26 protein-coding genes are annotated in these 25,578 nt (G+C 62.9%); 8 read left to right on the forward strand and 18 right to left on the reverse strand.

What is annotated here, in order from left to right; genetic code table 11:
* Positions 1–2: 2 nt before the first annotated feature.
* Entirely contained in the window at positions 3–674 is a 672-nt protein-coding gene (locus GOEFS_RS08340; protein WP_007317454.1) for a L,D-transpeptidase, read from the forward strand.
* Positions 675–761: 87 nt separating this feature from the next.
* The gene (locus tag GOEFS_RS08345) at positions 762–1,412 is read left to right on the forward strand and encodes a pyridoxamine 5'-phosphate oxidase family protein (RefSeq protein WP_007317455.1); all 651 of its coding nucleotides are present in this window, start codon (positions 762–764) and stop codon (positions 1,410–1,412) included.
* Here GOEFS_RS08345 and GOEFS_RS08350 read toward each other — a convergent pair.
* Positions 1,387–2,316, reverse strand: a complete 930-nt coding sequence (locus GOEFS_RS08350) for a PE-PPE domain-containing protein (RefSeq protein ID WP_050949832.1) — start codon at positions 2,314–2,316, stop codon at positions 1,387–1,389. The two genes, GOEFS_RS08345 and GOEFS_RS08350, sit on opposite strands and share 26 nt — an antisense overlap.
* A 312-nt stretch (positions 2,317–2,628) precedes the next feature.
* Between GOEFS_RS08350 and GOEFS_RS23885 the strand changes: the two genes are divergently transcribed.
* On the forward strand, positions 2,629–2,760 hold the full coding sequence (locus tag GOEFS_RS23885) for a hypothetical protein (protein WP_280985272.1): 132 nt from the start codon (positions 2,629–2,631) through the stop codon (positions 2,758–2,760).
* Between the two features lie 39 nt (positions 2,761–2,799).
* On the opposite strand, the gene GOEFS_RS08355 is transcribed toward GOEFS_RS23885, so the two are convergent.
* Positions 2,800–3,621 (reverse strand): Fpg/Nei family DNA glycosylase, encoded by an 822-nt coding sequence (locus GOEFS_RS08355; RefSeq protein WP_007317457.1) that lies wholly within the window; start codon positions 3,619–3,621, stop codon positions 2,800–2,802.
* Entirely contained in the window at positions 3,622–4,092 is a 471-nt protein-coding gene (locus GOEFS_RS08360) for a ribose-5-phosphate isomerase (RefSeq protein WP_007317458.1), read from the reverse strand.
* 22 nt (positions 4,093–4,114) lie between these two features.
* On the opposite strand from GOEFS_RS08360, the gene GOEFS_RS08365 reads away from it, so the two are divergent.
* Positions 4,115–5,224, forward strand: a complete 1,110-nt coding sequence (locus GOEFS_RS08365) for a M48 family metallopeptidase (RefSeq protein WP_007317459.1) — start codon at positions 4,115–4,117, stop codon at positions 5,222–5,224.
* Between the two features lie 104 nt (positions 5,225–5,328).
* Here the strand turns inward: GOEFS_RS08365 and GOEFS_RS08370 are convergent, their stop codons facing one another.
* From GOEFS_RS08370 to doeB2, 5 genes are all read right to left on the reverse strand, one after another.
* Entirely contained in the window at positions 5,329–6,000 is a 672-nt protein-coding gene (locus GOEFS_RS08370; protein WP_007317460.1) for a DsbA family oxidoreductase, read from the reverse strand.
* A gap of 18 nt (positions 6,001–6,018) precedes the next feature.
* Positions 6,019–7,395, reverse strand: a complete 1,377-nt coding sequence (locus GOEFS_RS08375; RefSeq protein ID WP_007317461.1) for an NAD-dependent succinate-semialdehyde dehydrogenase — start codon at positions 7,393–7,395, stop codon at positions 6,019–6,021.
* A complete protein-coding gene (gene doeA / locus GOEFS_RS08380; protein WP_007317462.1) occupies positions 7,392–8,618 on the reverse strand; it encodes an ectoine hydrolase in 1,227 nt (408 codons plus the stop codon). Before doeA ends, GOEFS_RS08375 begins: the two co-directional genes overlap by 4 nt.
* Positions 8,615–9,868 carry an aspartate aminotransferase family protein gene (locus GOEFS_RS08385; RefSeq protein ID WP_007317463.1) on the reverse strand — a complete coding sequence of 418 codons (1,254 nt, stop codon included), beginning with the start codon at positions 9,866–9,868 and terminating at the stop codon, positions 8,615–8,617. The genes doeA and GOEFS_RS08385 overlap by 4 nt, the downstream gene beginning before the upstream one ends.
* A 62-nt stretch (positions 9,869–9,930) precedes the next feature.
* Complete coding sequence (gene doeB2, locus GOEFS_RS08390) at positions 9,931–11,109, reverse strand: N(2)-acetyl-L-2,4-diaminobutanoate deacetylase DoeB2 (RefSeq protein ID WP_007317464.1); 1,179 nt, start codon at positions 11,107–11,109, stop codon at positions 9,931–9,933.
* A gap of 101 nt (positions 11,110–11,210) precedes the next feature.
* Between doeB2 and pepN the strand changes: the two genes are divergently transcribed.
* Positions 11,211–13,796, forward strand: coding sequence for an aminopeptidase N (gene pepN, locus GOEFS_RS08395; RefSeq protein ID WP_040524784.1), 2,586 nt, complete (start codon positions 11,211–11,213; stop codon positions 13,794–13,796).
* A 100-nt stretch (positions 13,797–13,896) separates the two neighbouring features.
* Here the strand turns inward: pepN and GOEFS_RS08400 are convergent, their stop codons facing one another.
* Positions 13,897–14,592 (reverse strand): response regulator, encoded by a 696-nt coding sequence (locus GOEFS_RS08400; RefSeq protein WP_007317466.1) that lies wholly within the window; start codon positions 14,590–14,592, stop codon positions 13,897–13,899.
* A complete protein-coding gene (locus tag GOEFS_RS08405) occupies positions 14,589–16,151 on the reverse strand; it encodes a sensor histidine kinase (RefSeq protein ID WP_007317467.1) in 1,563 nt (520 codons plus the stop codon). Before GOEFS_RS08405 ends, GOEFS_RS08400 begins: the two co-directional genes overlap by 4 nt.
* A 145-nt stretch (positions 16,152–16,296) precedes the next feature.
* On the opposite strand from GOEFS_RS08405, the gene GOEFS_RS08410 reads away from it, so the two are divergent.
* Positions 16,297–17,670 carry a C4-dicarboxylate transporter DctA gene (locus GOEFS_RS08410; RefSeq protein WP_007317468.1) on the forward strand — a complete coding sequence of 458 codons (1,374 nt, stop codon included), beginning with the start codon at positions 16,297–16,299 and terminating at the stop codon, positions 17,668–17,670.
* 65 nt (positions 17,671–17,735) lie between these two features.
* On the opposite strand, the gene GOEFS_RS08415 is transcribed toward GOEFS_RS08410, so the two are convergent.
* The 3 genes from GOEFS_RS08415 to GOEFS_RS08425 form a co-directional block, all read right to left on the reverse strand.
* Positions 17,736–18,209 carry a DUF5130 domain-containing protein gene (locus tag GOEFS_RS08415; RefSeq protein ID WP_007317469.1) on the reverse strand — a complete coding sequence of 158 codons (474 nt, stop codon included), beginning with the start codon at positions 18,207–18,209 and terminating at the stop codon, positions 17,736–17,738.
* Positions 18,196–18,444: an aa3-type cytochrome oxidase subunit CtaJ gene (ctaJ, locus tag GOEFS_RS08420; protein WP_007317470.1), complete on the reverse strand. Its 249-nt coding sequence runs from the start codon at positions 18,442–18,444 to the stop codon at positions 18,196–18,198. Before ctaJ ends, GOEFS_RS08415 begins: the two co-directional genes overlap by 14 nt.
* A gap of 147 nt (positions 18,445–18,591) precedes the next feature.
* Positions 18,592–19,140 (reverse strand): HNH endonuclease, encoded by a 549-nt coding sequence (locus GOEFS_RS08425; protein ID WP_007317471.1) that lies wholly within the window; start codon positions 19,138–19,140, stop codon positions 18,592–18,594.
* A 181-nt stretch (positions 19,141–19,321) separates the two neighbouring features.
* Between GOEFS_RS08425 and GOEFS_RS08430 the strand changes: the two genes are divergently transcribed.
* Together GOEFS_RS08430 and GOEFS_RS08435 are read left to right on the forward strand one after the other, a co-directional pair.
* Positions 19,322–19,747: a globin gene (locus tag GOEFS_RS08430; protein ID WP_007317472.1), complete on the forward strand. Its 426-nt coding sequence runs from the start codon at positions 19,322–19,324 to the stop codon at positions 19,745–19,747.
* Positions 19,748–19,756: 9 nt separating this feature from the next.
* Positions 19,757–21,427, forward strand: a complete 1,671-nt coding sequence (locus GOEFS_RS08435) for a glycoside hydrolase family 13 protein (RefSeq protein ID WP_083837268.1) — start codon at positions 19,757–19,759, stop codon at positions 21,425–21,427.
* A 105-nt stretch (positions 21,428–21,532) separates the two neighbouring features.
* On the opposite strand, the gene GOEFS_RS23760 is transcribed toward GOEFS_RS08435, so the two are convergent.
* The 5 genes from GOEFS_RS23760 to GOEFS_RS08455 all read right to left on the reverse strand — a co-directional run.
* Entirely contained in the window at positions 21,533–22,069 is a 537-nt protein-coding gene (locus tag GOEFS_RS23760; RefSeq protein WP_050949827.1) for a hypothetical protein, read from the reverse strand.
* Positions 22,070–22,258: 189 nt separating this feature from the next.
* Complete coding sequence (locus GOEFS_RS23765) at positions 22,259–22,456, reverse strand: hypothetical protein (protein WP_245549793.1); 198 nt, start codon at positions 22,454–22,456, stop codon at positions 22,259–22,261.
* 96 nt (positions 22,457–22,552) lie between these two features.
* On the reverse strand, positions 22,553–23,272 hold the full coding sequence (locus tag GOEFS_RS08445; protein WP_040524765.1) for a DUF8010 domain-containing protein: 720 nt from the start codon (positions 23,270–23,272) through the stop codon (positions 22,553–22,555).
* Positions 23,265–23,732 carry an acyl-CoA thioesterase gene (locus GOEFS_RS08450; protein ID WP_007317477.1) on the reverse strand — a complete coding sequence of 156 codons (468 nt, stop codon included), beginning with the start codon at positions 23,730–23,732 and terminating at the stop codon, positions 23,265–23,267. Before GOEFS_RS08450 ends, GOEFS_RS08445 begins: the two co-directional genes overlap by 8 nt.
* Before the next feature lie 58 nt (positions 23,733–23,790).
* The coding region (locus GOEFS_RS08455) for an NAD-glutamate dehydrogenase domain-containing protein (protein WP_007317478.1) at positions 23,791–25,578 on the reverse strand (1,788 nt) is incomplete at its 5' end.

A 25,578-nucleotide genomic window follows, 5' to 3' on the forward strand; every position in this document is an offset into this window, starting at 1 on the left:
CAGTGCTGACTACTAAGCGTTCAGGACGTACGCGCCTGTTCACACGACTTCTGACCACCATTATCGGTGTTCTCGCCGTGATGGCATCGCTGCCCGCACTGGCCAGCGCCGCGCCGGTCACCATCATCCCGGGCCTTCCCCCGATCGAGATCCCCGGTGCTCCGACCACTCCGAAGCCAAAGCCAAAGCCGAAGGCTCCGAAGACCACGACTCCGACCACACCAGCTGCCCCGGCGATTCCGAATGTGAAGACGTCGACCGGCTGGATCGCCCTCGCCCAGGACTCGACCCATCAGATCACCTGGTGGCACAACGGCGAGGTCGTCAAGACCATGCCGATCTCGATGGGCACCAACGACCACCCGACTCCGAACGGTGTGTACTACACCGACGAGAAGTACCGGGATATGTACATGGATTCGTCGACCTACGGCGTGCCGATCGACTCGCCAGAGGGCTACCGCACCTACGTCGAGTACGCGACTCGCATGTCCAGCGACGGTATCTTCATCCATGCCGCCCCTTGGTCGGTTGCTCAGCAGGGCAAGAGCAACGCGAGCCACGGCTGCATCAACATCTCCACGGCCAATGGCAAGTGGGTATACGACACCATCCCGCGTAACACCCCGATCGTCGTTCGCGGCACCGTCGGCGGCAAATACGACGGAAACTGATTCGTAGAATCACCGCGTCAAGGGCCGGACTTCCCGAGGGGGAGGTCCGGCCCTTGACGTATTGCCGGTACCGATTGGAGGCCCGCTATGCCCAACAACCACTATCACCACCTGGCCTTCGGCGACCGGGCTCTCGCGCGGCAGCAAAGCAACGGTAGTTTCGTCGCCTACGGCGCGGAGACATCTCGAGCCGACGACGGACCCGAGCCACTGGATCAGCGCGCGGTCAACCTGTTGACCGAATCGTTCCAGTTCCACCTGGCAACCGTCACCCCGCACGGCTGGCCGTACGTTCAATATCGCAGTGGCCCGCCGGGATTCATCCACCACCTCGGCGGGAACCGCATCGGCTTCGCCGACCATCGCGGCAACGCACAGTATGTGTCGGTCGGCAATATCGAAACCAGTGGTCGGGTCGCCATGTTCGTCGCCGACTATCCCCGACGACGTCGGGTGAAGCTGTTCGGGCACGCCCGGGTCATCGACGCCGCTGACAACCCGCAGTTGCTCGATGACCTTCGGCGGGTCGGCGACTTACGAATCAGCGCACACTGTGAGCGCTCGATCATCATCGACGTCGAGGCGCTCGATTGGAATTGTTCGCGCAGCATGGTTCCGCAGTACACGCAGGAGTACGTCAGCGAGTTGACGTCGGGCTATGTCACCGCGATCGACGACCTGCGCGACGAGGTAGCCGAGTTGCGCCGTCAACTCACGCGGCATGAGCCGTCGGATTGACAATGGGAGTCTGCGTCGGCGCGGTGAACGTCGCCTCAACTTGCATCCAGCGCGCCAATATTTCACATCCGGTCGCCTCGCATTCGGTGAGCGAACTCGAACGATAGGGCTCGGCCGCATAGGACGTATGCCGACCGCCACGGCTATTGCGCAGAGCCAGTCCACGCCAACTGAGCACGGACGGGAGGTAGCCGGAGACTTCCCGCACTGCCACCGCCAGTCGGCCGATGTCGCGACGCCACTGAGCCGGCGACACCGCCGTTCGCGTCGAATTCTGAAATCTGTTGCTACGCAATACTTCCCACACCGATAACAGCCAGCCGCGGATCGCACGCACACTGGTGAAGCCCAGCTGGCCGGTCAGGTCGGCAACATCGCGAATCAACGAATCGGCGCTGGCATTACAGATCATGTCGTCGGCCGCTCCCACCCAATAGGCAGGCACGGCATCGACCCGACCCAACGACTCATCCCCCGCTCCGGCCACCCCGAATCCATCACAGCCATCGACCACACCGACAGGCTGATGTGGGTCAGCGACGAGCCCCGCCCCGACGATCCGGCCAAGGGCCGCCGGTTCGGTTTCGCTAAGCCAAGCGATAAGACGTCGAACCACCACGGCGCCTTGCGAATAGCCGAGCAACATCACCGGTCCGGAAACCGCTTCGAAGGCACTTGCAAGATTCGCGCAACCAATTCGCACACTGTCGTCGTATGCCATGCCGGAGAACTGCGTCGCGGGGCCATAGCTCGCCGGATAGGGCACCCAGATCGGGCTAAAGCGGCTGTCGAGATTAGCCGTTACTCGCTCCAGCATCCCGGAAACGTCGGTGCGAGTATCGCCGACCCACGACTCACCGGTGCCGCCGACGACGAGCACACTGATCTGCGGAACTGAAGTCACCCCACGATTGTTGCCGCGAAAGTTGAGAACTGCGCGCACCGCTGCTGAGAACAGTGTGTGGATCGCGATGGCGGTTGTCCAAGAGCCCCTGTCAGGGGTGTCAAAGATCACGACCGATAGCGCCTCGGCTTGCGCGATCGCTGCCGGCGAATTGTATTGCTGGGGAGAGCCTTTGAGCGACTAAGCGGCCGAATCAGGCGCATCTAGGCCCCTGACCACGGCAAACGTACCCAAGATCACATTGAAAGCCACCGTGGGAGCGAGGATATTGGATAGTGCAAGTCGTCCCACATACAAGGTAGTGATTCCGCAATGTTCGCCCGCATTCGTTCCATCTTCAGCGCTTCGCAAGAAGTTCAGCTCTACAACCGCATCCAGCAGGTGCCGAGTCGCAATCAGCGCGACGAGTTGCTGGTGATGGCGCAGCGCGCTCACATTCTCTGAAAGACGCTGTAGCTCAATAGCTTTCAGCGCAACGGATCGCTAGGTCTGGCAGCCGGGGCACCAGAACAGGTTTCGGCCGTCGAGGGTCGACGTCCGCACCTCAGTCCCGCAGATTCGGCACTTCTCCCCCGCTCGCCGATAAACATAGGTGCGCGGACGATCCACCGCATACGACGGCGCACCATGATCATGTTCGGCGCGTACCACGTGCATCTTGCCGCGTCGGACGCCAATTGGCATGAGTCTCAACAAATCACGCCATATGCCGTCAAACTCGCCACGGGAGATCTGTTTGCCTTCACGCAGCGGATCGATGCCCGCGCGGAACAACACCTCGGCCCGATAGACATTCCCGATGCCGGCGATCACCTTCTGATCCATCAGCAGGGCGCCGATCGGCCGGGCCGACCGCGAGATCGCTTCATAAGCCAGTGACGGGTCGGCGTCGGCTCGCAGCGGATCGGGGCCGAGCCGCGCCACTAGGGCATCGAGCTCATCCGGGGCAATCAGCGCACATTGGTTGGGTCCACGCAGATCGATACCGACCTGTGCCCCGACGACGCGCATCCGCACCTGACCGACGGGCTCGGCCATCGGTGTGGTCCCTTCGGTGAAAGCGCCGTACAGCCCGAGATGGATATGGACCAGGCGCTCATCGGCACGCGAGCGGCCGGCGCCGACCGGCCGATAGGACTGCACCAGGTGTTTGCCCCACGCTTGAGCACGCGCGAACACCATGCCGTCAAGAATCGCCGCCTCGGTGGCGAAACGTCCCTGCGGACTGCTGACCGCGACCACCTGTCCACCCAGGAGACGCTGCTGTCGCCGGGCCAGCCGGTGCAGCGTATGCCCCTCGGGCATCTACTCCGGCAGCGCCGGTGCGACGCCGGTGCGCTCGTATTCGGCCAGGATGTCGATACGGCGCTGATGCCGAGGCTCTTGTGACCACGGCGTCGACAGGAAGGCATCGACGATGGCCAACGCTTCCTCTTTGCTGTGCATCCGCCCGCCAATGCCGATGAGTTGCGCGTTGTTGTGCTGGCGCGCCAACTGCGCGGTCTCGACACTCCACGCCAGCGCGCATCGCGCGCCGGGAACCTTGTTGGCAGCGATCTGCTCACCATTTCCGCTGCCGCCCAACACAATTCCCAAACTTCCGGGATCTGCGACGGTGCGCTGCGCGGCTGCGACGCAGAACGCGGGGTAGTCGTCGAGCGCATCGTATTCAAGGGCTCCGCAATCGACTACGTCGTGACCGCCAGACGCCAGATGTTCGGCGATCTGATTCTTCAATTCGAAACCGGCATGGTCGGCACCTAGATAGACACGCATGGCGCCACTATAGATTGGACGCGTGGACCCACAATCTTCGCTCCCCCATGAGACCGCCCCGGCATCGGATGACGACGCGGCCCCATCCCCCAGCGCAGCCGAACTGACGGTCACACCGATCCCTTCGGTCCCCGGTGTCGTGCCCGGCACGGCCGGGTCGCCGACTGCCGCAACCGCCGAGCCGCCCCAGGTGCCCGGCTACACACCGCAGTGGCTGCCGCCGACCAAATATTCGGGACCCCCTAAGCGGCATCCGTGGGAGATTCCAACCCTCGTTACATTTATCGTGCTGACCGGGCTGTTCTACGTATTCGCCATCCTGCTGGTCATGCTGGGCAATCTCAGTGAGCTGTTCCTTACCGCGTTGCTTCTGCCCCTCCTGTACGTCTTCATCCGTGGCACCACGTATGCGCAGATGCGGGTCAACGGTGTCCAGATGACGCCAACGCAGTTTCCGGAGGGCTATCACATGGTCGTCGACGCCGCTGCACGTTACGGCCTTGAGTACGTGCCGGATGCGTACGTCGTCACCGGCAACGGCGCGATCAACGCGTTCGCGTCGGGACACGGGTTCCGGCGATTCATTGTCGTCTACTCAGACCTCTTCGAGATCGGCGGCCAAGCGCGTAGCCCCGAAGCACTCCGGTTCATCATCGGCCACGAGGTGGGACATATCGCCGCCGGCCACACGTCCTATTGGCGACAGTTGACCACCGGCCTGCTCATGCAGGTACCGATCATCGGCTCACTTCTCTCGCGTGCCCAGGAGTACACCGCCGACAACCACGGCTATTACACCCAGCCATCGGGCGCACCGGGTGCCATCGGCGTGCTGGCCGCGGGAAAGTACATGCTCTCCGGTGTTGACTTCGACGAGTTCGCCGACCGCGCAAGTCGGGAGAAGGGATTCTTCGTCTTCATCGTCAACGCGATGTCGTCGCATCCGGTCCTCACCTGGCGTGCTGCGGCCTTGCGCGACCGCACTCGCGCGGGTGCGATGCTGTGGCGACCCGGCACCCTCAAGCGTGGCATCGGCAACGGCAATGCGATGCCGGTACTCCCGACGCCGCACCCGGCATCCCAACCGTGGGGGGCATTGCCAAACGGCCTGGAATCACAAACCAAGCCGTAGACCCCCGACGCCGGTCCAATTCGCAAACCCCACACGAGCGGACGTTCCCGACCCTGATTTGGTGTCGGGAACGTCCGCTCGTGTGGGGTTTGCGGAAAAGACGGTCAGTCGAAAGCCGGGTCCTCGGTTCGAGTTCGCTTGAGTTCGAAGAAATGCGGGTTGGCCGCTACCGCGACAACCCCGTCCCAGAGCGTCCCCGCATCCTCACCACGCGGAATGCGCGAGAGCACCGGGCCGAAGAACGCGGCGCCATTGACGTGGATGGTTGGTGTCCCGACGTCGGGGCCGACCTTGTCCATCCCCTCGTGGTGACTGGTGCGGATAGCGGCGTCGAACTCCTCGGAATCGGCAGCCTTCGCCAACGACGCGTCGAGACCGAGTTCGGCAAGAGCTCCAGCGATCACGTCATCGAAGTCCTTGTTGCCCTCATTGTGGATCCGGGTGCCCAGCGCGGCGTAGAGCGGCGCCAGGATCTCATCGCCCTTCTGCGCGGCAGCCGCGGCCAAAACACGTACTGGCCGCATGGCGGGTTTGAGGATCTCCCGGTATTCGTCCGGCAGGTCGCGGCCCTCGTTGAGCACCGACAGACTCATGATGTGGAAGTTCACGTCGATCTCACGGACCTGCTCGGCCTCGAGGATCCAGCGCGAGGTAATCCAGCACCACGGACACAACGGATCGAACCAGAAGTCGACGCGATTCTTCTTATCGGACACAAGATTCCCTTCGATGACGGACACGACGTACGAATCAACCCGCGTTGCCCCGGCAAACATTCCCGGCCAACGCTCCGATCACTCCTGCTTCGGGCCGATCCACACCTGTTGCGCGTTGACGAATTCGTGAATACCCGCCTTACCCAATTCTCGACCGTATCCCGAGCGCTTCACACCGCCGCTGGGCAACCGCGGATCGGTTTTGACAATCCCGTTCACCGCCACCTGACCGGCGACGATCTCACGCGCCATCGCCTCCCCTCGCTCCGACGACGTCCACACACTGGCGGCCAGTCCGTAGGGCGTGGCGTTGGCGAGATCCACCGCGTGGTCGGCATCGACGGCGACGAGCACGGCGGCTACCGGACCAAAGGTTTCCTCCGAACACGCCGCCATCCCCAGCCGCACGTCGGTCAACAACGTCACGGGATAGAAATACCCTGCGCCCGTTGGCATTTCGCCACCGAGAAGGCATTGCGCGCCGGCAGCCACCGAGTCGGTTACCTGACGATGGAGATTGTCCCGCAGGTCAGCGCGGGCAATCGGGCCGACCTGCGTTGCCTCGTCCCGTGGATCGCCGACGACCAGCGCGGCCAGCCGCTCTCGCAATAACTCGACGAACTCGTCGTGGACCGCGCGCTCGACGATGATCCGCTTGGCGGCAATACACGACTGCCCGGCATTGATGATTCGCGACAACGCAACGACGTCCGCCGCGGCGACCAGGTCGGCATCGGCAAGAACGATGCACGGATCGGAACCGCCCAGTTCGAGCACCGAGGGTTTGATCTCGCTGGCCGCCATCGCGGCGACCGCCGCGCCGCCCCGGTCGGAACCGGTGAACGACACCGCACGTATCCGCGGATCACGAATCGCACGTTCGACGTCTTCGGTTGCCGCCGGCAACGACGCGAAAACACCGTCGGGTGCACCTACCTCGCGAAACACCCGGTCGATGGCCGCCGCGCAACCCGGCACATGCGGATCATGTTTCATCACCGCGGTGTTGCCGGCCATCAGCGCGGGTGCGCAGAAGCGAAATGCCAACCAGTACGGCGCATTCCACGGCAATACGCCAAGTACCGGGCCGAGCGGCAGATACTGCACATAGCTGCGGGTGGCATCGGATGCGATGACCTCGTCAGCGAGATAGTCCGCGCCATGGTCGGCATAGTGCTCGGCGGCCCACGCCGCCTTGATCACCTCGGCACGTGCCTCCGTGATCGGTTTGCCCATCTCCTCGGTCATCAGGATCGCGTGGTCCTCGACGTCGGCGCGCAGCCGTGCGGCGACGGCCCGCAAGACCCCGGCGCGTTCGGCGAATGACTTGCGGCCCCACTCCGTGTAGGCGTGCTCGGCGCGAGCGATCACCGCATCGATTTCGGCGGACGCCGCAGCGGGGACTTCGCGGACGACTTCACCCGACGTCGGGTCGGTTGCTATCAATACGCTCACAGCGCCTCCTCGGTGTCGTGGTCGGTCAGCGTCGGGGAAACCGGAGTGAGTACGGCACCGCTCTCGTGGACCGTGAAATCCTCGTCGAGCGTGAAGAATGATTCGCATCCATCCTCGGTGACCCGAATCGTGTCCGAGATGCCGACGGTCTTATCCCCGTCGACACCCCACATCCACGGAATAACGTGGAATGTCATCCCCGGTTCCAACGCATTGAAGTCGCCCGGATTCAGGCTGAGAATGTATCCCTCGTCCCAGGACGGCGGGAATGCGATGCCGATGGAGTAACCCGATCGGGTGACCAACCGAGCCTGCACGTTGTTATCCGAAATAACCCGGCGCACAATGGAATCCGCGTCGGATACGGTAAGCCCTGGCCGCATCACCGATTTCAGCTCGGCCAGTGCCAGCTTCATCCGTTCCTGCGCCTGCCACATCGAATCGGATAGCTCGCCGTTGACCGCCGTACGCATCATCGCGGTGTGGTAGCGCCGGTAACAACCACCGACTTCGAGGAAGACATGCTCTCCCGGTTCGATGGTGCGGCCCTCCCAGGTCGCGTGACCGATCATGCTCCGTGGCCCGGAGGCGACATACGGCATCACCGCGGGGAATTCTCCACCCGCCCGAAACATCGCGGCGCTGATCTCCGCCGCGACTTCGTTCTCGGTGCTGCCCGGCACCGCGGCCGCTAGACCGGCAGCCATGCCAGCCTCGGTCGCGGCCGCGGCTTTTCGCATCACCTCGATCTCGACGTCTGATTTTCGTGCGCGGCCCGCTTCGACGATGCCGAAGCAGTCCATCAGCACACCGTGCGAGAAGGACGTGTGCACCCGATCCTGTTGGTAAGCGGGGAAGAAGTAGCTATTGCGTTCGTAGCCAACACGTTTGGTGCCCAAGCCCGATTGATTGAGCGTCAAGACCAACTCCTGGATGGCATCACCGGTGTCCGGGTAGGGCCGTGTCCGCTCCACCCAGGTACGTGCGATCGCGTTGGATTCCTCCATCGCACGCGTGATCATCACCGGCTCATCGTCGAGCGGCACGACCAGCGCCTGGAAGAACGAGTAGCCGGTGGTCTGATAGTCGGTGAGATACATCAGATTCTCGGGATCGGTGATGACCACCGCGTCTAAGCCCCGCTTCTCCATCCGATCACGCAATTCGCCCAGTCGGCGTTCGTATTCGGCGATCGGGAACGTCATGTCATCGCGGGCTCTCATTTGGCGGCCTCCGTGATCGCGGCGGACAGGATGTCGAGACCGGCAGTCAGGTCATCGTCGGGAATGGTCAGTGGCGGAATCAGTTTGAGAACGCGACCACCGGTGCCACACGGTCCGATCAACAGGCCGTTGTCGAAGGCCAGCGCCTGGACCCGTTTGGCCAACTCACCGTCGCCGACGTCGAGCGCCTGCATCATGCCTCGGCCGCGCACTTCCCAGTCGCGGTCAGAATGTTCGGCGGCCAGGGTGGAGAGGACCTGTGCCATCGCATCACCCTTGGCGGCAACTTCGGACATCAGCGTGTCATCACGGAAGTAGTCGAGCGCGACGCCACCGGCGACCAGTGAAAGTCCTTGTCCGCGAAAGGTTCCGGTATGCGCGCCGGGTGCCCAATGCCGGTCGATGTCGGGCTTGTTGAGGTTCATTCCGATCGGCGTCCCGTAGCCGCCGAGTCCCTTGGCCAGGGTAATGACGTCGGGGTCCAGACCGAATCCGTCGAAACTGAAGTAGCTGCCGGTGCGCCCGCAGCCAGCCTGAATATCGTCGACGATGAACAGCGCCCCAAGGTCGCGGGCCAATGCCTGTACATCGCGCAGCCACTGCGCGCTGGCGACGTTCACGCCGCCCTCGGCCTGCACCGCTTCGACGAGGAACGCGGCTGGCGCGGTTACTCCGCTCGAACCGTCGGCGATGGCGGCGGCGTAATCCGCGAGCGCGGTCTTCCCGCCGGGCGCGGTTTCGTACGGCAATCGCACGACGTCGCGCAGTGGAACACCCGCCCACTTCCGGAATGCCTCATTAGCCGTCGCGGCCAGGGCGCCCAGGGTCATGCCGTGGAATCCGTGACTGAACGCGACAATCTCCCGACGTCCGGTCGCCAGTCGCGCCAGCTTCAGCGCGGCCTCCACCGCATTCGTCCCGGTAGGACCGGTGAATTGCATCCGATGATCCATCCCGCGCGGCTCCAAGATCACGTCGTGGAACTTGGTGATGAACTCGCGTTTGGTCGTGGTGTACATGTCGAGACCGTGTGCGATGCCATCGGCTTCGAGGAAGTCGATCATCGCGCGTTTCATTTTCGGATTGTTGTGTCCGAAGTTGAGCACTCCGGCACCTGCGAAGAAGTCGATATACGACCGCCCCTGTTCGTCGACCTGACGTGCGTTCGACGCGGATTCGAAGACCGTGGGGAAAGCGCGACAGTACGCGCGAACCTCCGACTCCCATTGTTCGAATGCGGTGGTATCCATGCGGGTAGTCCTCCTAACTAATCTTCCTTCGGTGGTTCTCGCATCTTTTGTTCGTGGTTCGGTCAACCGGAGTCGATATGCGGGTCGGGCGCGCCGGCGACGCGGACGAGTACGCGCGCCGCCAGGTCGATCAGGTCGTCGTTGAAGTCGTAACCGGCGCTATGCAGTGGCTCCCTGGTTCCCGCGCCGATGAGTGCGAATGCCCCGGGAATCTCGCGCAGGTAGTAGCTGAAATCTTCCGAAGCCATTACCGGGGCCGCGACGTCGTGACGTGCACAGTCATCGCCGAGTACCAAAGCCAGCGAGTCACGTAACTCCGCGGCCGCAGCTGGATGGTTCACCGTGGCGTCATAGCGCGGCGACGTCTCGACGGTTGCCGTCACGTCATGTGCGGCGGCGATGCCCTGCGCCACCTGGTTGATGAGGTCGAATACCCGATCCCGATCAGCGGTTTCGGCGATTCGTACGCTCCCGGCGAGCTGCGCGACCTCAGGGGTGACCGTGGCGGCCGACTCGGCGATCAGCGAGGTTACTGCCACGACCGCCGCCGTATGTGGTGCGAGCCGGCGAGCGACAACCTGCTGCAACCCAACGGTCACCGCCGCCGCGGCCAATACCGGATCTCGTGTCACCTCCGGCTGCGACGCATGGCCTCCCCGACCGTGTAGCCGTACCTGGAACGTCCCGTTCGCCGACATCACCGCTCCGTCGGGACAGATCGCGCGTCCGACCGCCAGGCCTGGCCAGTTATGCCATCCGAAGACAGTGTCGACGGGCCTGCTTCCCCGTCTTCCGGAAAGACAGCCGTCATTGATCATCTCCCGTGCGCCGTGACCGCCCTCTTCAGCGGGCTGGAAGAGTAATGTCACCGGGCCTGGCAAGTGGTCCTCGTGGAACTTCAACCAGCGGGCCACAGCCAGCAGCGTCGCAGTGTGCCCATCGTGGCCGCAGGCGTGCATTATGCCGTCGATCTCCGACGAATAGGCGACGCCGCTGGATTCGGTGATCGGCATCGCATCGAGGTCGGCCCGCAGGGCGACATGGCGGCCGGTTGCCGACGACGCGAGGTATGCGACGGTGCCGGTTCCAGCGCAGTCCCGGTACGAGATTTCGAGTGCGTCAAGGTGGGCCCGAACAGTGCGTGCGGTGTCGGTCTCCGCCCAGGCCGGTTCCGGGCGGCGGTGCAGGGCATGTCTGACCTTGGTGGCCTCGGCGACTACCTCTGGCCATTCGACGCGCACACCGAACCTCCTCGCTTTTGACGCCCGTCTCTCCCCAACCTAGCGTCGATCGGGCAATCCGGCCCGCCATAGTCACCAGATCGACCATTAGAGTGGCGATGGTGAGCGCACCCAACCTGACCCGAATCCAAGCCGCCGAACGCGCCGAATCGGTCCGCGTCGCCAGCTACCACATCGATCTCGACCTGACCACCGGTACCGAAACGTTCCGCTCGACAACAACGGTCGAATTCTCTGCCAGCGCCGGAGCCTCGACTTTCATCGACCTCGTCGCACCGACGTTGCGGTCGGTCACCCTCAATGGAACGACACTGGCCGTCGACAACTTCGACGAGGAGACGGGCATCGCGCTGCCGGATCTCGCCGAGTCCAATCAGCTAGTCGTCGTTGCCGATTGCGCATATTCCAACACCGGCGAAGGGCTACACCGTTTTGTCGACCCGACCGATAGCGCCGTCTACCTCTACTCTCAGTTCGAGACCGCCGATGCCAAGCGGATGTTCGCCTGCTTCGATCAGCCCGACCTCAAGGCGGTCTTCGACGTCGTGGTGAAGGCGCCAGCGGACTGGCAGGTTATCTCCAATGGCGCGACCGCGTCAGTCACCGACAATGGCGACGAAAGCGCGACGCACGTATTCGCGACCACCGAGTTGTTGAGCACCTATCTGATCGCGTTGATCGCCGGGCCGTATACGAAATGGACCGACTCGTATTCCGACGAACACGGCACCATCGACCTGGGCATCTTCTGCCGGGCGTCCCTGGCCGAACATATGGATGCCGACCGGCTGTTCACCGAGACCAAACAGGGTTTCGCGTTCTACCACAAGAACTTTGGCATCCCCTACGCGTTCGGCAAATACGACCAGTTATTCGTACCCGAGTTCAACGCCGGGGCGATGGAGAACGCGGGTGCGGTGACCTTCCTGGAGGATTACGTCTTCCGGTCGAGGGTCACCAACTACCTGTACGAGCGCCGCGCGGAGACCGTCCTGCATGAGATGGCGCATATGTGGTTCGGCGATCTGGTAACCATGAAGTGGTGGGATGACCTGTGGCTCAACGAATCTTTCGCAACATTCGCGTCGGTACTGTCGCAGGCCGAAGCCACCGAATACAAAAACGCGTGGACCACCTTCGCCAACGTCGAGAAGTCGTGGGCGTACCGCCAGGACCAGTTGCCGTCGACCCATCCGGTGGCCGCCGACATACCCGACATCGCCGCCGTCGAAGTTAACTTCGACGGCATCACCTACGCCAAGGGCGCCTCGGTACTCAAGCAACTGGTCGCCTATGTCGGCCTCGAACCGTTCCTCGCCGGCCTGCGCGACTACTTCGCCGCACACAAGTTCGGTAACGCGACCTTCGCGGATCTCCTTGCCGCACTGGAGAAGTCGTCCGGACGTGACCTGTCCGACTGGGGCACTCAATGGCTCAAGACCACCGGCATCAATGTGATCCGTCCCGATTTCGACGTCGACGCCGACGGCAACTTCACCCGGTTCACCGTCGTCCAGGAGGGTGCCGCGCCCGGTGCCGGCGAGACTCGCGTACACCGGATGAAGATCGGCATTTACGACGATGATGCCGGCTCTGGCGCATTGACGCGGGTGCATTCGGTTGAGCTCGACGTCGAAGGCGAACGCACCGATGCGGCCGACCTGGTCGGCATAAACCGCGGTCAGCTCATCCTGCTCAACGACGACGACCTGACCTACGCTTCGGTCCGCCTCGACCCGGATTCACTGTCGGTTGCGACCGCGCGTATCGGCGATATCGCCGACTCGATGCCACGTACTTTGGTGTGGTCGGCGGCGTGGGAGATGACGCGGCAAGCGCAGATGCGCGCCCGCGATTTCGTTGAACTCGTTGCCCGCGGAATCTCGGCTGAGTCGGAAATCGGTGTGGTGCAACGAGTTCTGCTGCAAGCGACGTCGGCGCTGGAAAGTTACGCCGATCCGTCGTGGGCCTCGGCACACGGTTGGCCGACCTTCGCCGCGCGACTGCTCGAACTCGCCCAGCAGGCCGAGGCCGGTTCCGATCATCAGCTCGCCTTCGTTAACACATTGATCGGCGGCGTACTCGGCGAGCCACAGCTCGCCGTGGTGCAGGCGCTATTCGACGGCGCCGATCCGGCAGACCATGGCCTGTCAGGCCTGACCGTCGACACCGATCTGAAATGGCGGCTACTACGCGCACTCGCCACCGCTGGCGTCGTCGATTCATCAACGGAGACACCAGAACTCACCCCGGTTATCGACGCGACGCTCGCGGCCGACAACACCGCGACCGGTGCACGTCACGCCGCCGCGGCGCGGGCGTCCCGTCCGCTCGCCGCGGCAAAATCAGCCGCCTGGGATTTGGCCATCGACGACGACTCGATCGCGAATATCACCACACGAGCAATCGTCGAGGGGTTCGCCCGGCCCGGTCAGGGCGCGCTGCTGGCGGAGTACCTACCGCGTTACTTTGAGGCCGCGCCGAAGGTCTGGGCCCGCCGTTCGTCGGAGGTCGCCCAGACGGTCGTCATCGGACTGTATCCGCACTGGGTGGTGTCCGACGATGCCCTCGCCGCCGCAGATGCCTTGTTGGACAACGACATTCCGGCGGCATTGCATCGGCTCATCCTGGAAGGCCGCGATAGCGTGGCGCGCGCTCTGCGGGCGCAACACTTCGACGCTCAGTAACCACCCCCATCCGCAAACCCGACCCGCGCGGACATTCCCGACCCAGATCGTGGGTCGGGAATGTCCGCTGGAGTCGGGTTTGCGATGAGGGACGGGGTGCTCAACTCCGCTTCCACCGGTAACGGATCTGCGGCCGGCCCGCGCTGCCGTACTCGGTCACCCTCGACACCGTTTGGTCATCGGCAAGACGTTCCAGGTACCGCCATGCCGTAACCCGCGAACTGCCCAGTGCCGCAGCGACTTCCGACGCGGTAAGACCGGCCTCGCTGTCGCGTACCGTCCGCCCGACGGCATCTTCGGTGGCCGCCGACGCCCCTTTCTTCGCGGTGCGTCGTTCATCGCTCGTGCGTAACTGCGCCAGCGCCCGATCCACGTCTCGCTGGCTCACCGCGTCGCCCCCGACGCCCATCGCCTCGCGATACCGCAAGTACTGCTCGATCTTGTCTTTGAACGCGGCGAAGGTAAACGGTTTAAGCAGGTAGAGCAGCACACCACGCGACATCGCGTCGCGGACCGACGCCAGGTCGCGCTGGGCGGTGATGGCGATGATGTCGGGTATCGGTGTCACACCTGACAAAGCCGATGCCAGATCGACACCGCGCGCGTCGGGCAGACCAAGGTCGAGTAGGACCAGGTCGACCGGCGCGAGTGTGTGCGACGCTTCTGTCGCGATGCGCAATGCACGCTGGGCCGTGGTCGCTTCGGCAATGACGTCAAATCCGCCGATCCGACCGAGATAGGCTCGATGGGCTTGTGCGATCAGCGGATCGTCTTCGACTATCAGCACCCGGATCATTCGCTGTTCCGTTCTACCGCAGGTAGTTTCACTCGCACCACCGACCCGTAACTGTTCTCTGCCTCGATGGTGCCGCCGTGCCGCTGCACCACCCGCGCGACCAATGCGAGCCCTATTCCGCGTCCCGCCCCGTCGCCATCGGGCTTAGTGGAGTAGCCCCGACGCTGGGCTCGGGCAAACATTTCCGGGTCCATCCCCACTCCACTGTCGGCGACGACGATCTCCAGCCCTGACTGATCGCCGGTGATGCTCACCTCAACCCACGGATCGTCCGGGTCGGTCGCGTCGAGGGCATTGTCGACCAGATTGCCGACGACCGTGACCAGCTCCGGTGTGCTGAGTATTTGTGTTGCGGCGTCGGATAATTCCGAATCCTCGGTCACCGTGAGGACGATCCCGCGCTCACCAGCCTGCGCGACTTTACCCAGCAACAAGGCCACCAACGCCGGTTCAGCTACCGAATCGGTGAGTCGATCGATCAGCTGCTGCGACAAATCCAGCGAATCCGTTGCCAGTGCCACCGCGTCGCCTGTTCTCCCCAGTTCCACCAGCGTCACAATCGTGTGCAACCGATTGGCGGATTCGTGCGCCTGCGAACGCAGCGCCTCGGCGAACTTCGTCATCGAATCCAATTCGCCTGTGGTAGCTGCCAATTCGGTGCGATCACGGATCGTGACCACAGCGGAGCCGGGTTTGGTGGGCACCGGCATACGGTTGACGACCAGGACGCGAGCGCCATCGACGTAAAGCCGGTCGGATATCTCTTCGGCCCCGCCGCTGAGGAAATCAGGCAGGTCGGACACGTCGGTGTCGACATCGATAGCGAGTAGACGGCGCGCTTCGTCGTTAATCAGGACCGGACGACCTTTTTCGGTCACAACCAGCCCTTCGCGGACCGCGCGCAGTACCGCGTCGTGGTGTTCATACATATGCCGAAGTTCCTGCGGGGCAAGGCCTCCGGTATCGCGGCTGATCCGGCGGCGGAGAATCCACAAACCGACCAGGGCGCAGATGAGTAACGCACCGGCCAGCGCGGCGATCAACGGGATCTGCGACTGCCAACTGCGGCTGAGACTATCGGTGGTAATCCCCACCGAGACCAGGCCAACAATCGCTCCGGTCCCGGCCCGGATCGGTACCACCGTGCGGATCGACGGTCCCAAGGTTCCGCGATAGGTCTCGGTGAAGATCTCGCCGCGCAGCGGTGCCTCGACGTTGCCGAGATAGTGCCCGCCAATGTACGACGGGTTCGGGTGGGTGTAGCGGATGCCGTCACGGTTCATGATGGTGATGAATCCGACGCCGGTCCGCGCGCGAATACCCTCCGCCATCGGCTGCAGAATCGACGTCGGGTCGTCCGACGCCAGCGCGCGCGCCGTCGACGGCGCTGCCGCGACACTGACCGCCACCGCACTTACCTTCTCGCGGGCCTCGAGTCGACCGTCGGCGCGGGCATCAAGCGTCGCCAACACGCCTGCCGCGAGCACCAGCACCACGACAACCGACAGTGCGATCAGCATCGCTTGACCGGCCAAGCTCGACGGCATCAGCCTGCGCATTCTCACCTCCAACCGGGCATCGGTCTGTATCAAGTCGTGAACGAAATGAAATCAATGGTGACGTGGGTCACCCCTTTCCCCCACAATTCATACTCGTTGATCGTTCCACATCCCGTGGCCGTTCCCGATGCGAAAGAGGCGCCCCATGACCGCACCACCCCCGCCTACCGACGACCAGTCGGCACCGCCAACCGGTAAGAAGCGCGACCGCACCCACTGGCTCTATATCGCCGTGATCATCGCGGTCATCGGCGGTGTGGTGGTTGGCTTGCTGTTCCCCGAATTCGGCAAAGACGTCGGCATTCTGGGCACCCTCTTCGTCAATCTGATCAAGATGATGATCGCGCCGGTGATCTTCTGCACCATCGTGCTGGGGATCGGATCGGTCCGTAAGGCCGCGACCGTCGGCAAGGTCGGCGGCCTCGCCTTCGTCTACTTCCTGGTCATGTCGACGATCGCACTGGCTATCGGGTTGGTCGTCGGCAATCTGATCAAACCCGGTGAGGGACTGAATATTTCGTCGATGTCTGGCAAGGGTGCCGAACTCGCGGAGAAGGCCCACGAGGCCGGTGGCACCTGGGACTTCATCCAGGGCATCATTCCGGAAACGATGATCTCGGCACTGACCGGCGGCAGCGTGCTGCAGGCACTATTCGTCGCGCTGCTTGTCGGCTTCGCGGTGCAGGCGATGGGAAAAACAGGCGAGCCGATTCTAGTCGCGGTGACCTACTTCCAGAAGCTCGTATTCAAGGTACTGACCATGGTTCTGTGGGTCGCTCCGATTGGCGCGTTCGGCGCGATCGCCAGCGTCGTCGGACAGACGGGTTGGGCTGCCGTGCAACAACTTCTGACGCTGATGCTGGCGTTCTACATCACCTGCATCATCTTCGTGTTCGGCGTGTTGGGTGTCATCCTGCGAACCTCGGCCGGTGTGTCGATCTTCAAACTCGCTCGGTACCTGGCTCGCGAATACCTGCTTATCGTGGCGACATCGTCATCGGAGTCCGCACTCCCCCGGCTGATCGCCAAGATGGAACATCTCGGCGTCGAGAAGACCACCGTCGGGGTCGTCGTGCCCACTGGCTACTCGTTCAACCTCGACGGCACCGCCATCTACCTCACAATGGCGTCGATCTTCATCGCCGATGCCATGGGTGATCCGCTGTCGATCGGTGAGCAGGTCGGTTTGTTGGCGTTCATGATCATCGCGTCTAAGGGAGCGGCGGGCGTCAGCGGCGCTGGGCTGGCCACCCTCGCCGGCGGCTTGCAGGCACACCGGCCAGAAATGCTCGATGGCGTTGGCCTTATCGTTGGCATCGACCGCTTCATGTCCGAAGCGCGGGCACTAACCAACTTCTCCGGTAATGCCGTGGCCACGCTGCTCGTTGGCTCATGGACGCACACGATCGACTCGCAGCGCGTCGACGACGTCTTGTCGGGACGACTTCCGTTCGATGAGTCCGACATGGTTGACGACACTCCAATCGAGACACCGAAAACACTGGCCGCCGCCCACTGACGTCCCGACGAAAACTCAGGCCCGGCACCTCGTGGTGCCGGGCCTGAGTTCGGGAAATTCGTGGGTCAGGGTGCGACGGCAGCGGTTGCCATCACTCGCAATGCCGCGATGAGCCCGTCGATGAGTTCACCATTGCGGAACGCGGGCACCGCGGCGGTCACGCCGAGCTGCGCGACGCGATCGTTGACGCGGCCAGCGACGGCACTGCCCGAAACGATGGCGATGTCTTTGCTGTTTGGCGAGACCGCGATGAGCGCGCCGTGAGCCGGCTCAGGCGCGTTGGCCAGCTGCGCACGCGCTCCTGCGACCGGATCGTCGCCGAGGTCGCCGATATAGATCGAGAATCGCACCAGCGCTTTTTCGCTCGCGTCCTTCAACGCGTCGTCGAGGCCGATGAGTTCGTCCTTGCTGAACGGCGGCGTGGTTGGGGCGTCGCCCGGCTGGCGCGCCGCGGAAATGCGGCCACTGTTGGTCACTACCGTGCCCTCGGGCAACGACGACGGGTCTACGGCAACTACCGCGTGATCACCACTTGCCATTTGCTGCTCCTCCGTCCACATCCGTCTCCTCGCCATGGGTGGCCAGTGCCATCGGCGCGATCTCGGTTGCGCTGAACAGCAATGGGGCCTGCGTCCACTGTTCGCCGAGCTTGTACTGCTGTACGGCCGGGTACTTCACGCCGCCCGAGAAGATCATCGAGGCAACACACAGTGCGACGGCCACGAGCACCAAGATGGTGATCGGTAGGCCGATGGGAACAATGAGGTCTTCCATCGTCCACCCTTCGGAGTCGTTATGGGTTCACATCGTCGCGAACGGATGATTGGCACACCGTCTACGACAGAACATCGTAGTTAATCTATCCCAAAGTTCCCAGCACGATGCACGAAGGGTCACTCAGCGTCGAGTCGCCCGGTCGGATCAGGCCGCACCAGCGTCAATATATGGCTCCCATGTTGGGTCGATGTCCTTGACCGAGGCGATTAGCCGCCAATGCCGACCACGCGGGGCGACTGGCTGAACGGCCAGACGCCAACCCAATTCACTCAACAATCGGTCCGCCTTGCGGTGGTTACAACCCGAGCAACAGGCCACGCAGTTGTCCCACGTGTTTCGACCGCCCCGACTGCGCGGAATCACATGATCGATCGTGGTCGCTTTGGCGCCGCAGTATCCGCAACGCGAACTATCGCGGTACATCAGGGCGGCCCGCGTCATCGGGATGACCGCGCGATAGGGCACCCGCACGTAGCTGGTCAGCCGGATCACCGACGGCGTAGGCAGCGAAACCTCGGCCGAATGCAGTCCCCCATCCGCGCCGTAGTCACCATGAATGATCTCGGCGCGTTCGCGCAAAACAAGCACGACGGCACGCCGAATGGTGACGACGGTCAACGGCTCGTAGGTGGCGTTGAGCAGAAGTACCTTCTGCCGCCCCCACGCGCTCCGTTCCCAAGAAGCACTTCGCACGTCTTGTCCTCCACGTTTGCGCAAGTCGGGAAATTCCTGATCCCAAACTGTTGGACGCCAACCATCGAAACACATCTGAGCTCGTCGGGCACGACAATTCTTCGTGTCGTCGCAGGTCGGTTGTGTGAACACCGAGTAGCGAAACTCTCCCGAACCAGCGACGCCCGGCGGAAGTGACACAATGGCCAACGTGAGTCAGCCCAACCCCCAGCCCGCGTCCACGCCGGCCACTTTCTACGAGGAGGTCGGCGGGGCGCCTACTTTTGCCCAGCTCACCGCCCGCTTCTACGAAGAGGTCGCCAAAGACGAGCTCTTGCGACCGTTGTATCCCGAGGAGGATCTGGGCCCAGCCGAACGTCGGCTGCGGATGTTTCTCGAACAGTATTGGGGCGGTCCGCACACATATTCCGACGAACGCGGACATCCACGTCTACGCATGCGTCACGTGCCCTTCCACGTCGGCCCGCTGGAGCGCGACGCCTGGCTGCGGTGCATGCATATCGCGATCGGGTCGATCGATGCTGCAACCCTCGACGACGACCATCGCACCGCGTTGATCAACTACATGGAGATGGCCGCCAACTCACTGGTGAACAGCCCCCTATAGTTGAGTCCCATGAGCAACGTGGTCCCCAGCAAGAACACCGGATCAAGTGACCTTGCTGCCCGAACAACCGACGAAACCTCCCGTATAGCTTCACAATTGGACGACAGCAGCACCTGGTGGCGTAACGCCGTGGTGTACCAGATCTATCCTCGCTCGTTCGCCGACGGCAACGGCGACGGCATAGGCGATCTGGGTGGCGTCATCAATCGATTGGGCTATCTCGAATTGCTCGGCGTCGATGCGATTTGGCTCAGCCCAATCATGACGTCACCGATGGCCGACCACGGCTACGACGTCGCCAACCCACGCGACGTCGACCCGCTGTTCGGCGACCTCGCGACCTTCGACGCACTCGTCGCCGCCGCTCACGATCGCGATATCCGCGTGACGATGGACCTCGTCCCCAACCACACCAGTGATCAGCACCCGTGGTTCGCCGCCGCGCTTGCCGCCGGGCCAGGGTCGCCTGAGCGTGATCGCTACATCTTCCGCGACGGTCTCGGCCCCGACGGCTCGCTGCCCCCGAACAACTGGCCGAGCGTGTTCGGCGGTCCGGCCTGGACCCGCGTCATCGAGTCTGACGGCACCCCGGGACAGTGGTACCTGCATATCTTCGCCCGCGAACAGCCCGATCTGAACTGGGACAACCCCGAGGTATTCGACGATCTGGCGAAAACCCTCCGTTTCTGGCTCAACCGCGGTGTCGACGGTTTCCGCATCGACGTTGCCCATGGCATGGCCAAACCGCAGGGCCTGCCCGACATGGATCTGACCTCGGTCGGCCTCCTGTCCAACGACGACAACGACCTGCGCTTCAACAATTCGGGCGTACACGCGATCCACCGCAAGATCCGCGAAGTGATGGACGACTATCCGGCTGCCGCCAATGTCGGCGAGATCTGGGTCGACGACAACACCGCCTTCGCCGAGTACATCCGCCCAGACGAGTTGCACCTCGGGTTCAATTTCCGTCTCGCCAAGGCAGAATTCGAGATCAATCAGATCCGCGGCGCGATCGACAACGCACTGGAGTCGGTCGCATCGGTCCGCGGCGTTCCCACCTGGACACTGTCCAACCATGACGTCGAGCGGGAGGTCACCCGCTATGCCGAGGGCGGTGATCTGCGCGTCGGTATCGACCGTGCTCGGGCGATGGCATTGGTCGAGTTCGCATTGCCCGGCTCGATCTTCATCTACAACGGTGAGGAACTCGGCCTGCCCAACGTCGACCTGCCCGATGACGTTCTGCAGGACCCGGTTTGGGAACGATCAGGCCACACCGAACGGGGTCGCGACGGCTGCCGAGTGCCGCTGCCGTGGGAAGGCACCGAGCCTCCGTTCGCCTTCAGCAGTTCACCCAACACCTGGCTCCCCATCCCGGCGTCCTGGGCATCGCTCACCGTCGAAGCACAACTGGAGGATGTCGACTCAACTCTGTCGCTATACCGCCGAGCCATCGAATTGCGTTTCGAGAGAAGAGAACTCGATAGCGACGAGATCGAATGGTATGGCGCGCCAGAGGGATGTCTTGCCTTCCGACGCGTCGGCGGGCATCTAGTGTGCGCGCTGAACACCAACGCCCATCCGGTTGCCCTGCCACCCGGCGAGGTGTTGCTGACCAGCGCCCCGCTGATCGACGGACAGCTGGCGCCAAACGCGGCGGCGTGGCTGGCGGGCTAGGTTCGCGGACAGGCCGAAGCTCCTACGGCATCGAGCGCAATATACGGCGTCGGCGAGTGCCGCATTTGACGATCCATGCCGTACTTGCGGTCTGGCGACCGGCCATTACTGTCTCGCTAGGCTCTGCCGAAGCCGCGGGACAACATAGCCTCGCTCGAGATCTCTCCATATCCACCTCACCACGTCGAACCCACGCGACCGAAGCAAGTCCTCTCGGATCTTCTCCTCGACGATGACATCGGACGATTCCTGATCTTCGCGCACTAGTTTGGTGTACTTCTTGATGCCATCGAACTCGCCAATCGTATTGTCGGGCAACAGAAAATCCGTGAAGAATGTCCGCCCGTCGATAAGGAACTTCTGTTGCAGTATCGGCGGCGGCAGATGCGCCAGAATCATCTGGGCCCGACTCCACGACTCACCGACGCTAGCGGACAGGCCACTCGCCAACGGCAGAGCCCTCCGCGCTACCGCAATGCCCCGGCGTCGGCGCCGCTGAAGAATATCCGACATCATTTCGCGATCGGCGCCGAGCCGCAAAGCTGAGTCGAATACCGTCAGGGCCGCTTCGAAATTTCCTTGACAGGCGACATCAACCGCGGTGCGCTCTTTGGTCGTCATCAACACGTCGTCGACAACCACCAACTCGTCATCGTCGAGTGGCCCCGGGGTGCGTGTGACGAAGGGCGCGGATATTGCCGTATGTCGCGAAATTCGTGAAGTGCACCTGTTCAAAATCCGCGTTCAACAGTTCCATACCGTGCACGGCGGCAGCCGATTGATGACTGAGCACCGACGTCGGGCCTCGCGACGCCGGCGTCTCGGACGCGACTAGCCGGTGCCATTCCGCCGGAAACACCGCTGCTCTGGACGGCGCAGATAGATCCCCGGTGCAAGTTTCGAGAGATGCCTCGTCTTCGATGCGGCGCGTTTGAGCTGCGCATCGGTTAGTCCGTACGCCAAAGCCGCCGAGCGGAACACAAAGCCGTGGGCGTCGAATGGAATTTCCGGCATAGAGATTGGACGCACGCCGCCGTGCATTTGGTTCCACCAAATCTCCTACGGCGTCGATCTCAACTTACGGCACGCGCTCGCACCGCAAGTTGAGATCCGTGCCGTAGGAAACTACAGCACCATCACCGAGAACTGATCCGCCCGACGTTGATATACCGAACCGAATCGCGCGTCCAGTCGTACCCAGGTGGCACTCGCACGTACGCGCACGGGTTCGTTCTCCGCTATCGAATCCAGCGACGAGTTATCGGTGATCTCGCGATTGTCACGATCTCGCACAAAGCCCATCGCAGTCAGCGCGAACAACGAACGCAGTTGCACCCCAACTGATTTCGAATTCGGCGCATCGACGCCCACTCCCGGCGACACCTCCAACACCACCTGATCCAGCAGTCCGGTCGCCGGACCGTGCGCGCTCCCCTCGGTCCGTGCCAATACCGCTCCGCGGCGCGACAACTCGACCACGGTACGTACCGGAACATCGTCGACCTGCGCGAACCCCACCGTCGCAGGCAACGCTCCGCGCCAGGCACTATCCATCGAGAACCCCGGATTTATCAGTGCCGCAGCGCTTTCCAGATCACGGCGCAAAGTCGCGGCATCGCAGATGAGGTCGTCGGGCCGAATCGACCCGACGACCGATCGTGTCGCTAAGACCTCGAAGCCGGTCGTTACCCAGAGCCCGATCCGGCCGTCGGTCCGACCTTTGAGTCGTACGACCGCGGCCTCGTCCTGCCGGAGCGCCCGAGCGAGAAAGGCTGCGGCGTCAACTCTTTCGTCGGCATTGATCTCGATGAACCGTTCCGGTCGCGGATCTGACAACTCACTCATCACGCAGGAACTCGCTTAGGTACGACTTCTCCTCGACCGTCATCCGCCTCGGCCGCTGCGTCTCAATGTCGAAGGACACGAGTTGAGTCGATGCCACCACAGCCGGTTTCGACGTCGGATCGCCTCCGCGCGGGCGCACCTCGTAACCGACGAAGAAGTCGACGGCGCGTACCTTCTCGACGTACATGGTGACCTCGATCGGGCCCTCGTCGTGCCGCAACTGTCCCTGGTATTTGACGTGCAGGTCGGCGACTAAGCATCCTTCGCGCATCGACGCGGTGGGCCGCTCGTCGTAAAACAGCCATGGGATCCGCGCCTCCTCTAGCAGAGTGACCATCCGGGCGTGATTGATGTGCTGGAACACATCCATATCCGACCAGCGCACCGGAACTTTCACCACATATCCGCGATCGGTTACCACCCCGTCCTCTAGTTCGTCGGTCGAATCCTGCCCAGCCACAGCGGCCTCCTCTATCAGATCGGGTCGTTACCGGACGGGTGGCTTTCGCCAACGCCGCCTACCTGATCACACTACGGAGTTGTCTGGTGATGACCGACAGGGTAGCCAGGTCGAGCGTTCCCGACGACAGCACCTCGTCAAGTGTTCCGCGCACGCGGGTCAATCGCGACGCGTTCGACAGCTCCCATTCCGCGATCTTCTCGGTCGCCGACTCCGATGGCTCGCCGAGCTCCAGAATCTTCAATGTCAACGACCGGAGCGCGGCGTGCAGATCATCGCGTAATGCCAACCGCGCCAACGAATGCCAACGATCGCCATGTTCGAGATCCGATACCGCGGTCAGCATGCCCTCGATACCGAGATGTTCGAGGATCGCACAGTACAGCTCGCCGACTTCGGTCAGCTCTCGCTCAGCGATATCAGCCGCGTCGATGATGTCCAAGAGCAGGAATCTATGCAGACTGATCGCGACGTCGTCGGCCAATTCTGCTGGTACACCGAGCTTTTGGAATCTCGCCGAGCGAGCGTGCACGTCGTTCGTCGACGACTCGCCCAGCCAGGTGGGCAGCTCGTCCCGCACCCGTTCGATGCGCGCGGAATAGCGCTTGATCTCGGCGGCCATCGCCAGTGGCTGCGGCCGATAGGCGAGCATCCAGCGCGAGCCACGGAAGGCGAGTCTGCGCGAGTACAACAGCATCTCGTCGATCGCGGCAGTCTCGGTGTCACCGGTGGTAATACGCCGCCACAACTCGGGCAGTCCAAATATCTCCGCCGTCACCACGTAGGCCCGCACTCCGTCCGACGTCGACGCGCCGGTGCCCTCCCCCAGGCGGAAGAGATGTGTGGCCCCGGCGAGGTCGACGACGTCGTTGACCAGTGTCGTCGTAATCACTTCACGACGTAGACGATGCCCGAGAATTCCCTCGGAGAACTTCTGCTGCAACGGTTCTGGGAAATAGCGCGACAGCCGGGTGAGGAACACGTCGCTGTCGGGAACGTCGCTGGCAAGCAAGTCTGCTTTAGTGGTGAGTTTCACCTGCGCCATCAACGTCGCCAGCTCCGGGGAGGTTAGGCCCCGGTGCAGTTCCCCAGCGAACCGCTTACGCAACTGCAGCGGCGTCGGCAGCGCTTCCAGTTCGAGATCGACGTCATGGTCGGCAGCAAGGTGTTTTAGCAATCGGGCATGCACATCCACATAGGTGTCGGCGAAGGTGCGGGCAAAGCCGAGTTCGGTGTTCTGGGCGATATTGTCAGCGAGCACCAGCCGCGCCACCTCGTCGGTCATCGACTCCAGCAACGGATTTCGGTTCGCCGCGGCCAATTGCCCACCCGACACTTGGGAATCGAGCAAGATCTTGATATTGACCTCGTGATCGGAGCAATCCACGCCGGCCGAGTTATCCATCGCGTCGGTATTGATCCGGCCGCCGGCCAAGTCGTATTCGATGCGACCACGCTCGGTCACACCAAGGTTGCCGCCCTCGCCGACTACCTTGACACGCAACTGATCTCCATTGACGCGGATAGCATCGTTCGCCTTGTCCCCGACGTCCACGTTCGCCTCGAACGACGCTTTGACATAGGTACCGATGCCGCCGTTCCACAATAGATCGTTGGGCGACAACAGGATCGCGTGGATCAGCTCGGGAGGCGAGAGCTCTTCGACTCCGTCGTCGATGCCCAGCGCCTCTCGCATCTGCGGGGAAATGGCGATCGACTTGAGTTCGCGCGACCAGACGCCTCCCCCACTGCTGATCAGCGCGGTGTCGTAGTCGGCCCACGACGAACGGGGCAGTGCGAACATTCGCTTTCGCTCGGCGAATGACTGTGCCGCAACGGGATTCGG

It is taken from the genome of Gordonia effusa NBRC 100432 (assembly GCF_000241305.1).
GTDB classification, from domain to species: Bacteria; Actinomycetota; Actinomycetes; order Mycobacteriales; family Mycobacteriaceae; genus Gordonia; species Gordonia effusa.